11 protein-coding genes are annotated in these 13,565 nt (G+C 33.1%); 10 read left to right on the forward strand and 1 reads right to left on the reverse strand.

The window, feature by feature from the left end:
- The first annotated feature begins 110 nt into the window (after nt 1-110).
- The 3 genes from OEW74_RS13145 to OEW74_RS13155 all read left to right on the forward strand — a co-directional run bounded on the left by OEW74_RS13145 (nt 111) and on the right by OEW74_RS13155 (nt 3,573).
- Nucleotides 111-1,652, forward strand: a complete 1,542-nt coding sequence (locus OEW74_RS13145) for a glycine--tRNA ligase (protein WP_265428909.1) — start codon at nt 111-113, stop codon at nt 1,650-1,652.
- A gap of 81 nt (nt 1,653-1,733) precedes the next feature.
- On the forward strand, nt 1,734-2,867 hold the full coding sequence (locus OEW74_RS13150; protein ID WP_265428910.1) for a serine hydrolase domain-containing protein: 1,134 nt from the start codon (nt 1,734-1,736) through the stop codon (nt 2,865-2,867).
- Nucleotides 2,868-2,958: 91 nt separating this feature from the next.
- The gene (locus tag OEW74_RS13155) at nt 2,959-3,573 is read left to right on the forward strand and encodes a YdeI/OmpD-associated family protein (protein ID WP_265428911.1); all 615 of its coding nucleotides are present in this window, start codon (nt 2,959-2,961) and stop codon (nt 3,571-3,573) included.
- 90 nt (nt 3,574-3,663) lie between these two features.
- Here OEW74_RS13155 and OEW74_RS13160 read toward each other — a convergent pair whose 3' ends face one another.
- Nucleotides 3,664-4,989 carry a Y-family DNA polymerase gene (locus OEW74_RS13160; protein ID WP_265428912.1) on the reverse strand — a complete coding sequence of 442 codons (1,326 nt, stop codon included), beginning with the start codon at nt 4,987-4,989 and terminating at the stop codon, nt 3,664-3,666.
- Between the two features lie 211 nt (nt 4,990-5,200).
- Between OEW74_RS13160 and OEW74_RS13165 the strand changes: the two genes are divergently transcribed.
- The 7 genes from OEW74_RS13165 to OEW74_RS13195 all read left to right on the forward strand — a co-directional run bounded on the left by OEW74_RS13165 (nt 5,201) and on the right by OEW74_RS13195 (nt 13,449).
- Nucleotides 5,201-5,701 (forward strand): M15 family metallopeptidase, encoded by a 501-nt coding sequence (locus tag OEW74_RS13165; protein ID WP_265428913.1) that lies wholly within the window; start codon nt 5,201-5,203, stop codon nt 5,699-5,701.
- Nucleotides 5,702-5,784: 83 nt separating this feature from the next.
- Entirely contained in the window at nt 5,785-6,186 is a 402-nt protein-coding gene (locus OEW74_RS13170) for a hypothetical protein (protein WP_265428914.1), read from the forward strand.
- Nucleotides 6,187-6,191: 5 nt separating this feature from the next.
- Nucleotides 6,192-7,316 (forward strand): hypothetical protein, encoded by a 1,125-nt coding sequence (locus OEW74_RS13175; protein WP_265428915.1) that lies wholly within the window; start codon nt 6,192-6,194, stop codon nt 7,314-7,316.
- Between the two features lie 90 nt (nt 7,317-7,406).
- The gene (locus OEW74_RS13180) at nt 7,407-8,120 is read left to right on the forward strand and encodes a hypothetical protein (protein ID WP_265428916.1); all 714 of its coding nucleotides are present in this window, start codon (nt 7,407-7,409) and stop codon (nt 8,118-8,120) included.
- 170 nt (nt 8,121-8,290) lie between these two features.
- Nucleotides 8,291-9,328 carry a patatin-like phospholipase family protein gene (locus tag OEW74_RS13185; RefSeq protein WP_265428917.1) on the forward strand — a complete coding sequence of 346 codons (1,038 nt, stop codon included), beginning with the start codon at nt 8,291-8,293 and terminating at the stop codon, nt 9,326-9,328.
- Between the two features lie 230 nt (nt 9,329-9,558).
- Nucleotides 9,559-9,747 (forward strand): hypothetical protein, encoded by a 189-nt coding sequence (locus OEW74_RS13190; protein ID WP_265428918.1) that lies wholly within the window; start codon nt 9,559-9,561, stop codon nt 9,745-9,747.
- Nucleotides 9,748-10,047: 300 nt separating this feature from the next.
- A complete protein-coding gene (locus tag OEW74_RS13195; protein ID WP_265428919.1) occupies nt 10,048-13,449 on the forward strand; it encodes a hypothetical protein in 3,402 nt (1,133 codons plus the stop codon).
- The last annotated feature ends 116 nt before the right edge of the window (nt 13,450-13,565 follow it).

A 13,565-nucleotide genomic window follows, 5' to 3' on the forward strand; every position in this document is an offset into this window, starting at 1 on the left:
AGCGAAAGCAGGTTCCCGGCTCCTAATAATTTCAAAGTTAAAAACTTCCATCTTCCATCTCCCTACTTCCCGCTTTTTCACTATTTTTGCAACTCAGACGTAAAAAAATTATGGCAAAGCAAGAAGATGTTTTCAAGAAAGTGATTTCTCACGCTAAAGAATATGGTTTTATTTTCCCTTCAAGTGAGATCTATGACGGTTTATCCGCTGTTTATGATTATGGACAGAATGGTGCAGAACTGAAAAATAATATCAAACAATACTGGTGGAAAGCGATGGTACAGCTTAACGAAAATATTGTAGGTATTGATTCGGCAATTCTGATGCACCCGACTACTTGGAAAGCTTCCGGCCACGTTGACGCATTCAACGATCCTTTGATTGACAATAAAGATTCTAAAAAACGTTTCAGAGCAGATGTTTTGGTGGAAGATTATTGTGCAAAAATCGAGGATAAAGAAAATAAGGAAATCGAAAAAGCGGCAAAAAGATTCGGTGAGTCTTTCGATAAAGCTCAGTTTGAAGCCACCAATCCTAAAATTTTAGAATACAGAGCAAAAAGAGAGCAAATCCTTTCAAGATTAGCTAAATCTTTGGAAAATGAAGATCTTGCTGATGTGAAAGCTTTAATTGAAGAACTGGAAATCGCTGATCCGGATACCGGTTCAAAAAACTGGACAGAAGTAAGACAATTCAACCTGATGTTCGGAACTAAATTAGGTGCTTCTGCAGATTCTGCGATGGATCTTTATTTAAGACCGGAAACTGCTCAAGGTATTTTCGTGAATTTCCTGAATGTACAAAAAACTTCACGTCACAGACTTCCTTTTGGCATTGCTCAAATCGGTAAAGCATTTAGAAATGAGATTGTTGCAAGACAATTTATTTTCAGAATGCGTGAATTTGAACAGATGGAAATGCAGTTTTTCGTTGCTCCGGGAACAGAACTTGAATTCTACGAACAATGGAAGCAAAAACGTCTTAATTGGCACTTGGCTTTAGGATTAGGAAATGACAATTATAGATTCCACGATCATGAGAAACTGGCGCATTATGCAAATGCTGCGGCAGATATTGAGTTTAATTTTCCATTCGGTTTTAAAGAATTGGAAGGTATTCACTCAAGAACAGATTTCGACTTAAAAGCTCACGAAGAGCATTCAGGAAGAAAACTACAGTTCTTTGATCCTGAAAGAAACGAAAACTATGTTCCTTATGTTGTTGAAACTTCTGTAGGTTTAGACAGATTATTCCTTTCAATTTTCTCTCATTGCTTAAGAGACGAAGTTTTGGAAGACGGTTCAGAAAGAACGGTTTTATCTTTACCTCCGGCTTTAGCACCAATTAAAGCTGCCATTCTTCCATTAATGAAGAAAGACGGTTTGGCTGAATATGCAGAAAAAATATTTGACGATTTAAAATACGATTTCAATTTATTCTACGAAGAAAAAGATGCAATCGGAAAACGTTACAGAAGACAGGATGCGATTGGAACACCTTACTGTATCACCATCGATCATGATTCTCTAACAGATCACACCGTGACCATAAGAGACAGAGATACGATGCAGCAGGAAAGAGTTCCGGTTTCTGAAATGAGACGAATTATCGACGAGAAAACGAACTTCAGAAATTTACTTTCTAAGATATAATTAATAAGCCCTGATTTTTTTCAGGGCTTTTTTGATGCTTGGTTTTAAAATTATTCTAAATTTGTTTAAGACCAAATTCTTATGATTATTCTTTTTTATATTACTCTTTTTCTGGTAACCGTGGTGGTTTTATTCTATATTTTCGGATATGCTTATCTCTTCAGCGGAATTTCAAAAACCTATCTTCGTGGAAAATCGAGTGCAAATATTGATGACGGAAAGCTTTTTACAAGTAACATCATTCACACAGCCAAACCCGTTCTTTGGGATGAACATCCTGATTACAACAAAAAAGATTTACCTAAAAACATCGTCGATGATTTAATTCGGTCAAATACAGCTTCATTTCTTGTCATAAAAGACGGAAAATTATTGCACGAACAATACTGGAACGGGTATAATGAACTTTCGAAAACCAATTCGTTTTCTATGGCAAAAGCGGTTACCGTTATGCTTTTCGGAAAAGCTTTAGAAGAAGGAAAAATTAAAAATATTGACAATAATTTCTCTGAGTTTTATGATGAATTCAAAAGTAAACCTTTCGGTAGAGATTTAACTTTAAAGCATCTTGCTCAAATGGAATCCGGTTTAAACTGGGATGAAAATTATAAAAATCCTTTTCTTCCAAACGCTCGAGCGTATTACGGAAAAAGCCTGATAAAGGCTACATTCTCGAGACCATTTAAAGAAAAACCTGGTGAAAGATTTGAGTATCAAAGCGGTTCTACTCAGCTTTTAGGATTTGCGGTGAAAAAAGCAGTCAATCAGACTTTAGCAAGTTATTTATCTGAAAAATTCTGGATTCCGCTGGGAATGGAACAAAATGCAGATTGGAGCGTTGACGAAAGCGGAATGGAAAAAACATATTGCTGTATTCATTCCAACTCAAGAGATTTCGCGAAATTGGGTCAGTTATTTTTAGATGACGGAAAAGTAGGAAATGAGCAGATTTTAAATTTAGATTTTATTGAACAAATGAGAACACCTACCAAAAAATCTGATGAAATCTATGGAATGGGACTCTGGATTAACCATGACAATCCTATCAAACATTATTATTTTCTCGGTCTTCAAGGTCAATATATTATTATGATTCCTGAACATAAAATGGTGATTGTAAGAACCGGAAGTTACAATAATCTTCCTAAAACCGACAGAGGAAGACCGGATCAGGTGAAATTTTTGGTGAATGAAACGGTGAAGTTGTTTGCGTAAAGGTTGAGGCTAAGTTTGAGGTTGAAATAACACTGCGACAAGTTCAGTATGACATAGTTAATACTAAAAATCTACTTTTAAATTGAAATTTATGATAAAATATAATCCTTTGGTGGATGAATATATTGAGAAATCTCCGGATTTTTCAAAACCTATTTTAAACCATATTCGGGAAGTGGTTCATGAATGTTATCCCGAAATAGAGGAAGCGATTAAATGGAAATTTCCTACATTTATGTATAAAGGGAAAATTCTTTGTTCAATGGTTTCATTTAAGCAATATTGCAGCATGGGATTTTGGTTACATGATGAAATGAAAACCCTGAAAAATCTTGAAACTGACGTTGAAAAAACCAATATGTTTAGTCTTGGAAAGATTACCAAATTAGAAGATCTTCCTTCAAAACCTCAGCTTAAAAAAATTATTCTTGAGGCAATGGAGCTTACCGATATGGGTGTAAAATTGAAAAAAGCAGCCCCCACAAAAACAGAAACTGCGGTTCCTGATGAGTTTCAGAATATTTTAAATCAAAACAAAAAAGCTTTGGAGATTTTTCAAAAATCCTCACCTTCTTTCAGGAAAGAATACATCAACTGGATTACCGAAGCCAAAACAGAAACTACTCGAAATAAAAGGATGGAACAAGCTATAGAATGGATCTCCGAAGGAAAAGGCAGAAACTGGAAATATGAGAAGAAGAAATAGTTGGTTTGGAAGCTAGGTGATGGAAGCTGGAGGTTTAAAAGTTTGAAAATATTTTTTGATTTTAAACTAAAATCTTAGTGGAATCTGAAATTAGCTTCGGGAAGCGTTATTGTTTTTAAGAAAAGCTTCGTATTCAGGTGACATTTGAGCACGACCAAAAGTATTTTGTCCGCTCATGCTTCCCAAACGCACTTTATCTTTACCGTATTTTTTATTCATTGCATCCATCGCTTTCATTACAGGCAAATGCTGATTCTGGCTGTCTTCTTCAAATAAATTAATTAACCGTTGATCTTCCGGGACAAAATCGTTGACGATAACGCCTGCTTTTTTATAATGAAAGCCTTCTTCAAAAATAGATTCAAACAAATCATTCACCACTCTGCCAATAAGAATCGATGAATTGGTAGGGTTTGGCAGAATCTGAGTTTTAGCATTTCTATATTCCGGTAAATCTTTTCTGAAACGATTGGTTTGCACAAAAACTGTAACCATTTTGCAGCAGGTGTTTTGCTTTCTCAGTCTTTCCGAACAATACATTCCAAAGGTTTCTACACGTTCGCGTACGTCCTCTTTTTTGGTAAGCATTTCCATAAAACTTCTCGTCACCGCAATCGATTTTTTAGGAGACGGAGAATCTAATTCCAATTGACGGATTCCTTTCAGCTCATTAATCATTCTTACGCCATGAATTCCCATAATTTTGCGAACCCACATTTCCGGTTTTTGGAGTAAATCCCACGCTTTATAAACTCCGTTGTCATTCATTTTTGCTCTAAGCTTTCTACCTATTCCCCAAACATCACCGATGTTGAGCCATTTTAAAGCTTTTTCAATTTTTTCGGGAGTATCTAAAATATAAACTCCTTCATTAAATTTTTCGGGAAAGTCTTTTACAATTCTGTTGGCAACTTTACACAAGGTTTTTGTAGGCGCAATACCGATGCTTACAGGAATATTTTCTTTATCCTGAATTTCTTTTTTTATTTTAACACAATAATCATGAGTATCGATATATTTAAAACTTGTAAGGTCTAAAAATAATTCATCAATAGAATATACTTCATAATCAGCTTTATCAACATAAGAAGATGAAATCTCAATAACTCTCTGGCTTTTAAAATTATACAATTCAAATTTTGCAGAAAAACTCTTTACATCATGTTGCTTAAAAAGTTCTTTATACTTAAACGCAGGAGCCGCCATAGGAATCCCCAAATCTTTTGCTTCCTTGCTTCGAGACACAACGCATCCATCGTTGTTGGAAAGCACCACAACGGGTTTGTTTTCAAGCGAAGGATCTAAAGTTCTTTCGCAGGAAACAAAAAAATTATTGCAATCGACTAAAGCGTACATGATATGAAAAAAACAACTGTTTGAAAGTACAAATCTATAACTTTTAAAACAGAATTTCATATTTCAATAAAAATTTAACACCATATCTATCTAATTCAAAATCAAACAATTAAATACATTAAAACACGTCACGTTTTGTCGCAATAATGTATTAATCAGTGTTTGCAGAAAGTTTATTTTTTTTCATTTCAAATGATAATTTTTTTATCATCAATGCGTCAAGTTTTGACGTATTGCACCCCTACATTTGTTTTCTAAAGAAACTAAAAATATGGATAAAATAACCTTACAGAGAATAGAAAAATTACATCCTTTTGTGAGGGAGGAAGTAAAACAAATCATCAAAGAATGTGATGAAGCATTAACCGGAAAAGTCAAAATAAGAATTACTCAGGGACTTCGAAGTTTTGAGGAGCAAGAAAAACTCTATGCTATCGGAAGAATTACAAACGGAAAAAAAGTAACGAACGCCAAAGCCGGACAAAGCATTCACAATTACGGATTAGCCGTTGATATCTGTTTAATTATTGACAAAAAAATAGCGAGTTGGGACACCGCAAAAGACTGGGACAATGATCAGGTTGCCGACTGGTACGAATGTGTAAAAATTTTCGCAAAACACGGTTGGGATTGGGGCGGAAACTGGAAAACTTTTAAAGACCTTCCCCACTTTGAAAAGAAGAATTTCCCGACTAAAAAAGGTTTGATAAAAACGAGTTGGAGAGCACTTGCAAAGCTGAAAAGGGACGATAATGGATATGTGGTTTTTTAAAAAATTATACGTCGAGTTTTGGCGTGTTAGTATATTTTCTTTACAAGAAAAGTAATATTTAAACACAAATAAAATTTACACAAATGAATAATATTTACAATGGGTTTACTTTTGTGAAAGCACTATCACTTAATGATCCTACAGGAACAAGTACAATCGGAAAAAATTTATTAGAAAACGAAACGGAAGAAAAGCCTTTTCTGCATGCGGTCGTAGAATTCAGAACTATATATAAAACATACGACGGAAGTTTTGGGTTTGATTGGTATCGAAAAAAAGATAATGGACAATCTTATGGCGGAATGTATAAATCTTTTATTGAAAGCGGATATAAAGACGGGAAAACAAACTTAAAGCCTGATGAAGCAATAAACCGATTTTTAGATATGTATGAAGAAATTCCTATTAATTTAATATCCAGAAAGAAAGAGAAGAAAAAAGTTATCAGGTTCCGTATCTCTCTATGTTTTCAAAAGAAACAGTAGAAGGCATGAAATTTCCAAAAGATGTTGTACAACCCCAGTTTAGTGTTACACTTTCTGCTATAGTGGAAATTGCAAGGAACTCTATTTTAAAGTTTGAATATGATACCACTCTTTTCGACATCACCCCGCAAATACTTGCCGATAAATCTGCAGATAGAGGAATACATCACTCTAAAACAAAAGAAATTACCATTATCTGCAAAAAAGATCTAAACAGCAATAAGGAAATTAAAATCTACGCCTATCCGCAGGATAGAAAGTACAAAAAATCTCTTGCAGGAAAAATTACAGTATTGCAAAACGACGAAAAAGTAAGAAAAAATGTGAATTTTGCTTTGGTAAATATAAGAACCAATATTAAAAACTTGCCATCCCCAAATACTAATACAGGTGAGATAGAACCTGCAGAAATTGATGCTTTAAGAAAGGCAATGTACCAGTGCCTGATACTTCCAAATATTGTAGAGGTTCCATTATTAGATTTATCGGATAATGATAACTTTAAAATTATAAAAAATAATTTCGGGAATAATCAATACGGAAAGTACATTTTTCATAAAACCATTACGACTGTTAAATGGACAGATGGTGGGATATTTCACAGCCATTACTATACCGACTGTCAGGATTACGTTAAAAAACTTTATATATCAGAAAACCAAAAGTTTTTAAAAGACACTTTCTATAAAAATTCTAAAGAAACAGTTGATGAGCAATATCTTAGTGATAATATTTTTACGGTATTTGCTTTTCAGGAAGATTCTTTCCTAACCTATCGTTCCTCTACTTTTTTGGATAATCATGCTGTAGAAGGAGAGGTAAAAGATATAGGAGAAAATACGGCAATGCTCTTCAACAGCCTAAACAGCACCAAAAGAGCAGATGACACTTCCCTGGCTCATGAAGTTTTGCACGGATTAGGAATCTATCATACTCATGTAGACGAAAACCCTATTCCTTCACCAAAAATCCTATGTACTTTCAAGGAAAAATCGACAGATAATTACATGTCTTATAGAGCAGTAGATCCAGACGGAACAGTAAAAGGAGAAGAAAGAGAGACTCTCTGGAGATGGCAATGGAAAATTGCGAATGAGAATATTCCGGGGATAGAAAGTGATCCACAATAGAAGTATTTACCGCTCCTCAATAAATTTTCTGATGCTGACATATAATAATGTATAACTTTTAATTATTTTTGAAAGTATAAAGTATAGAATATGAAAACAATAACACCATTTATTTCCTTAATTATTTATAGCTTTTTATTATTTTCCTGTGCTACGAAAAAATTAGGACAACCTGAAAGTAAAAATGCAAAAATAATAGCAGAAGAAAAACCAGCATTAGATAGTTCTCGTTTTGATATTAAAAAGTTTGAGGCAAATGCATACAAACAAAAATTATTTAAAGAAAATTTTAAAAAACCAGGGTTTGATGCTCAGTACAAAGAAGAATTAATGGATGGCAGAATCATTCGACAATTAACTGTTTTTCTTGAATCAGAAAAAGCAAACTCACAAGAATACTCAGAACAAATCTCAAAAAAATGGAACCCCTTTGTAATCCATAAAGGATATAATTTTAAAGGACAGCTAATAGCATGGTCACAAACATTCAGATTAGAGCCCATAAATAAAAGCTATGAATATGATGAGAGTGGAAAAATTATTAAAATAACCAACTACGAAGAAAAATTTAAGCATAGTTTTGCCGACATTAGAGAGTTTCTGTTAAAAAACAAAGGAATAGACATTTATGATACCAGACAGGCCATTGCAAGAAGAGTAAACCATAGATATGAAGATCCTACACAAGTTTATTATGACATCTATGTTTTAGATAAAAAAGATGAGACAAATGATTATCGCATTGTAATTTTTGATGATACACTACAAATAAAAGAATATAGAAATGAAAATAAGTCGAAATAATAATCTTTAAATTAACTTTAATCATACCAACAAATAGCTTAAAAAAAGGCTATTATTTATATAAAAGAACTTTATATATTTCTCTATAAAATTTACTAATTTTCATTTAACACGTCAAGTTCTGTCGCCTCCATATCCTATCTTTATTCTACCAAAATAACAGTAGAAAAATGAAAAAAACAACCCTACTTTCTTTAGATGGAGGCGGAATAAGAGGCATCATCACCTGTATTATTTTACGCTACATCGAAGAGCAGCTGCAGATTCATGACAAACCAAGCGCAAAACTTGGAGATTATTTTGATCTGGTGGCAGGAAGCAGCACGGGAGCATTAATCGCAGCGATTATTTTGTGCCCCGACGAACAGAGAAAAGCAAAATATTCTATTCAGAAAGGTTTGGAATTGTATTCTGAAAAAGGCGGTGATATCTTTCAGGTCTCTTTTTGGGAAAAACTGATCAACCCATTTGGGCTACTGAATGAAAAAATTTCTCAGGAAGCTCTTGAAAAAAACCTCAACGAATTTTTTGGAAATTTAGAATTAAAGGAACTGATAAAACCCTGCTTAATAACAAGCTATGACATAGAAAACAGAAGAGCAAAACTATTCAATTCCTGGAAAGCCAATTTAATCACCGATAATTTTTATGTGAAAGATGTTTGCAGAGCTACTTCGGCAGCTCCGACTTACTTTACTCCGGTTCAGATAAAATCGATGTACGGACAGATTTTCAGCTTAATTGATGGCGGAATGTTTGCTAATAATCCGGCGCTTTGTGCTTATGCAGAAGCGAGAAAAGTTCCTTTTGCTGAAGTTTTGAAAAATCATCAAAAAGCCAATTATCCGACTGTGAATGATATGATTATTATTTCAATCGGAACCGGAATTGAATCGAAAAAATATTCGTTCAAAAAAATGGAAAAAGCCGGAAAGCTGGGTTGGGTAACTCCAATTATTGATATTCTGATGTCTGCCAATGCAGAAACGGTGGATTATCAGCTTTGCCAGATGTTTAATACTTTAGGATTGAGAAATCAGAAAAACTATTACCGACTAAATCCTTCGTTGAAAAACGCTTCTCCTGCAATGGATAATGTAAGAAGATCTAATATTGAAAATTTAATTCAGGCAGGATTGAGCTATATTGATGACAACCGAGAAATTTTAAATCAAATTGTGCAGAAATTAATTAAAAATAAAATATAAGCTTTTAAGATTATAATTGATTGATATAAGCCTATTATATTATAATTAAAAATAAAATTTTATACTTTAAAACACGTCAAGTTTTGTCGCTCCCCGCTCCTATCTTTACAGTATAAACAAAGACACAAAAATAATCTTAAAAACTTTCAAAACCATTTGAATTCGACATTACAACATGCTGAACAGTTCAAAACATGTTCAAAATCAACTCAAATCAAAAACACACAAACATGGAAAAATTAAATTACAATTCAGACTTCATTTTTAATGAAGATCTCTACACCATCACTTGGAGCGATATCGAAAACACAGAAATCGACTACGAAAATTACCTCGATGATATTGAAAATTTCTTCAGAGAAGATTTTGAAAATGATATTCTTGAGGAAGAATTTGATAGTAAAAAAGATGAAATTTAATTTCAAATACGTCAAGTTCTGTCGTTGTGACATCTTAAATTTAATGTACTAACCAAGCGCAATTCAACATATAAATTTTCACGAAAAATCTTGGATTTTAACATTCACAAAATGTTGAACAGCAAGAGATATGCTTAAAAACATCAACAAAAAAACACAAAATGAATCTTCTTATCAAAAATAAAGGTGGAAATCTGTTGCCGGAAACCACCTTAAAAAATAAGGCTAAAACCTGAAGGTCATCTAATAAAAAGAGACTTCAAAATTTTAATCTTAAAAACCTTAACAAAAATAATAAAAATGGAAAAAAATGAAGAATTAGACTCTGATTTTAACCCAGAAGACATTCCTATATCTGAAGAATTTTGGAACTATATGGAGAATTACTGGCACAATAATCGAGAATTCCCCGAAAGTACAGAGGCTTCTCTGAATAAAAAAGCTGATTTAATTGATGGAAAAGTGCCTTCATCACAGCTCCCTAGTTACGTAGATGATGTACTTGAGTTTAACACTTTTGAAAACTTACCCAACCCTGGTGAAAAAGGAAAAATATATGTAGTAACGAATAACAATACTCAATTCAGATGGAGTGGCTCGGAATATATTCGGCTTAATTCTGATGAGAATGTTGTAACGATTACCTCCAATCAAGATATAATAGGTAGAAAATCTTTTATTACAGCAGGTGGTAATGGATACAATAATAATTCCTTAAGATTACTTTCAAATGATGGTTCGAATCCAGGATTAACCTTTTATAAAGGAGGAGTAGATATTGCTACGATGTATTTTGATGGTAAAGGTAATTTTAAATTTAGAAGTGCTGACGATACAGTTTCAAGATATGTTTTTGCGCAGGGATTTAAAAAAGATGGCTCAAGTGGTAGCAGAATACTTTTAGGAGATGGTACCGATAGACCTGTCACTGATTTTACAACGGTAACAAGTGCGGATGCTAAATATATTCCTTATTTTGGTGCTACAGCGAATATAAATCTTAATGCAAAACCTATTGCAAATGCTGGAAGTATTGATGCAACTGTATTTAGGAATGTAAATTCTTCGGTACTTGTAAAAAGTTTTTCTTTGCATAATTCTACTTCGGTTACAAGTTTAGGTATTAAACTTACCAATGCAGGAACATCAATAATGATGGGCTCTTTTACGGTCACTATATTTGGATATGTGGGACAAACTATATCTTTTAGAGTTTCAATGTATAAGTATAATAATACATGGTTTAATCCCACTGTAACATGGCTACATGGAGATAGTTCTAAATTATCTAATATAGAGTTTTATAAAGAAAATGATTCTAATTTACATTTAAAAGTAAATTTTGTAACTAATTTTGGAGCTTATAATAAAACGGTCATAACTGATGTTTTAGCAAATGGCCAATCAGAAGCTTTACATAATCCTGATACTTATACAATATCTGTAAACCCTGATAATTCAGCTCATACCTTAGTACAGACAACATCAAATAATGGATTTGTAAGAGATAATGGTATTACTAATCTGTTAAATAATATATATTTACCTCTAACAGGTGGTACATTAACGGGAGCATTGACTATAAGACCAGCAAGTGGAGGCAGTACTTTTGAGCAAGATGTAGTAACATTTCATGATTTAGGTACAGCAGATGGCAATATTATACCCTTAGCTTTTAAATATGGAACTTCTACAAATCCTACAGCATTTATAAAAGCAGTTGGAAAAGGTTTAAATGGTGTTAATGGAGCTACTTTTCAATTTTTTGATAATACCACAAAACATACTGAAATTAGTTCAAGTGGTATTACTGTAGCAGGAAATATCAATTCAAATTCAGGCGAATTAGTTTTACAAAAGAATGGGGTTAATAGATTTTATACTTCAGGAGGAAGTATTCATATTAGTCCAAGCACTACTGGCTCAATATTAGGTCAGGTTATTTTTAATTCTAAAAACACTCAGTTTGATTCAAATTATAATTTATTATTTGGAACACAAACTTCAACAGGTTCATCATTATTTCAGTCTTCAGTAGCAACTGGTGCGTCAGGTTATGGTTTATGGATGGGGCAGAATTTACAATTTAATGGGACAGATTTCATTCAGCCAAGAGGAAGTTTAGGTTCTTATGCCTTCTCGGTAAATTATCATAAAGGATTTTCGTTTAATTATGCGGCACCTAGTGGAACTAATGATTCAGCAGTAACTTTAACAGAGGTTTTAAAAATAAATGCCACTGGAACTATTACTACATTAAATCATGGTGATTCTTCTCAATGGAATAGTGTAGCACAAGCTTATATTAATAATCTATTTTTTAAAAATAATAGTATTGTAAGTAGAGAAATATCATCCACAGCTGTAACTACTTTAGATTCTTATTTACCAAATGGAGGGTTTATTACTAATTATGGGGTACCTACATGGGGAGGAACTGATGCACCTACAGGAGCTTCTTACGGAGGTTATCTTAAATTTGCAAATATTGGTAATAATAATAGTCTTGATTTTTACTATAATAATGGACACAATTCAACAACTGCCCATAGACTTTGGTTTAGAACTAAAAATGGTTCAAATGGTATAACAAACTGGTTTGAATTTGCTACAAGAGAATGGACTACTACACAGTTGGCAAATTATGTAACACAATCTTCATTAACTGGATATGCTAGATTAGCAGATGACCAAACTTTTACTGGAATTAATACATTCAGTCAAAGTCCGTTAATACCTTGGGGAACTTTGGCATATCATCCAATTACTTTAGGACAATTGGAAGATTACGTTGACAATGCTTCAAGTAGCATATTAAATCAAGTTTCTTTAAACTATATACCAAACACTCATGTAGTAAATGGAATAACTTCTACCAATATCAACAACTGGAATAGTGCCTTTAATTTTACAAGCAATTTCTCTACAAATTATAATGACTTAGTTGCTATTGAAGCTTTAACTGGCACAGATGGATATTTAAGAAAAGATGGAAACGGACAGTGGTCACTAACAGCTTCACCAATAGGTGATGCAACATCAATTACAGGAGGTAAAGTAAAATTATTTAGCGATACTGTACAAACAGTTGCATCAAATGCAGTTTCAGCTACAGCAGGAAGAACTTATGGTATTCAGTTGAATTCATCTGGACAGATGGTTGTTAATATACCGTGGTTAGACACTAATACAACTTATACAGGAAGTAACGGTATTACACTTACAGGAACAAATTTTACTCCTACATACGGAACATCTGCAAATACAGTTGCTCAAGGTAACGATTCAAGAATTAATAACGGGCAAACTGCATTTGGTTGGGGGAATCATGCAGCAGCCGGCTATACAAGCCAATCTTGGGTACAATCTCAGAATTATGCAACTAACAATTTCATTGAAGAAAAAATTGATAAACTTATAGGAGAAATTGTAGATCCTACCCCATCATTTTCTATAAAAAATGAATTTACAACAGTTATCATTACCAAAAACTTCTCCAAAGAGCCTTTAGAATTAGAAGGAGAGTTAGTTCCGGGTCGATATATAAGCATCATTAATTTAACTGATAGCAAAGTAGAATTAACCAGAGATCACAATACGATTGACACAATTTATGAAAACGAGACTTCAGAATATTATATTACCAAAGAAAGAAGATTAGTTAAAAAAGGAAGTTACAAAAGTGCCAAAACATTAATTTAAAAGGTATTTTCTATTATTCTACGTCAAGTTTTGTCGCCTTCCGACACTATATTGTAAACACAATAAAACCTCTCCACCTCTTATGATTAAGAACCTTAGTGGATATTTCATAGCCT

Source organism: Chryseobacterium sp. YIM B08800, from assembly GCF_026163565.1.
Taxonomy (GTDB): domain Bacteria; phylum Bacteroidota; class Bacteroidia; order Flavobacteriales; family Weeksellaceae; genus Chryseobacterium.

Excerpts from the sequence above, each read along its gene's own strand:
- OEW74_RS13145 (WP_265428909.1), top strand. The coding sequence starts at position 111 with ATGGCAAAGCAAGAAGATGTTTTCAAGAAAGTGATTTCTCACGCTAAA.
- OEW74_RS13150 (WP_265428910.1), top strand. The coding sequence starts at position 1,734 with ATGATTATTCTTTTTTATATTACTCTTTTTCTGGTAACCGTGGTGGTT.
- OEW74_RS13155 (WP_265428911.1), top strand. The coding sequence starts at position 2,959 with ATGATAAAATATAATCCTTTGGTGGATGAATATATTGAGAAATCTCCG.
- OEW74_RS13160 (WP_265428912.1), bottom strand. The coding sequence starts at position 4,989 with ATGAAATTCTGTTTTAAAAGTTATAGATTTGTACTTTCAAACAGTTGT.
- OEW74_RS13185 (WP_265428917.1), top strand. The coding sequence starts at position 8,291 with ATGAAAAAAACAACCCTACTTTCTTTAGATGGAGGCGGAATAAGAGGC.
- OEW74_RS13190 (WP_265428918.1), top strand. The coding sequence starts at position 9,559 with ATGGAAAAATTAAATTACAATTCAGACTTCATTTTTAATGAAGATCTC.
- OEW74_RS13165 (WP_265428913.1), top strand. The coding sequence starts at position 5,201 with ATGGATAAAATAACCTTACAGAGAATAGAAAAATTACATCCTTTTGTG.
- OEW74_RS13195 (WP_265428919.1), top strand. The coding sequence starts at position 10,048 with ATGGAAAAAAATGAAGAATTAGACTCTGATTTTAACCCAGAAGACATT.
- OEW74_RS13180 (WP_265428916.1), top strand. The coding sequence starts at position 7,407 with ATGAAAACAATAACACCATTTATTTCCTTAATTATTTATAGCTTTTTA.
- OEW74_RS13175 (WP_265428915.1), top strand. The coding sequence starts at position 6,192 with ATGAAATTTCCAAAAGATGTTGTACAACCCCAGTTTAGTGTTACACTT.
- OEW74_RS13170 (WP_265428914.1), top strand. The coding sequence starts at position 5,785 with ATGAATAATATTTACAATGGGTTTACTTTTGTGAAAGCACTATCACTT.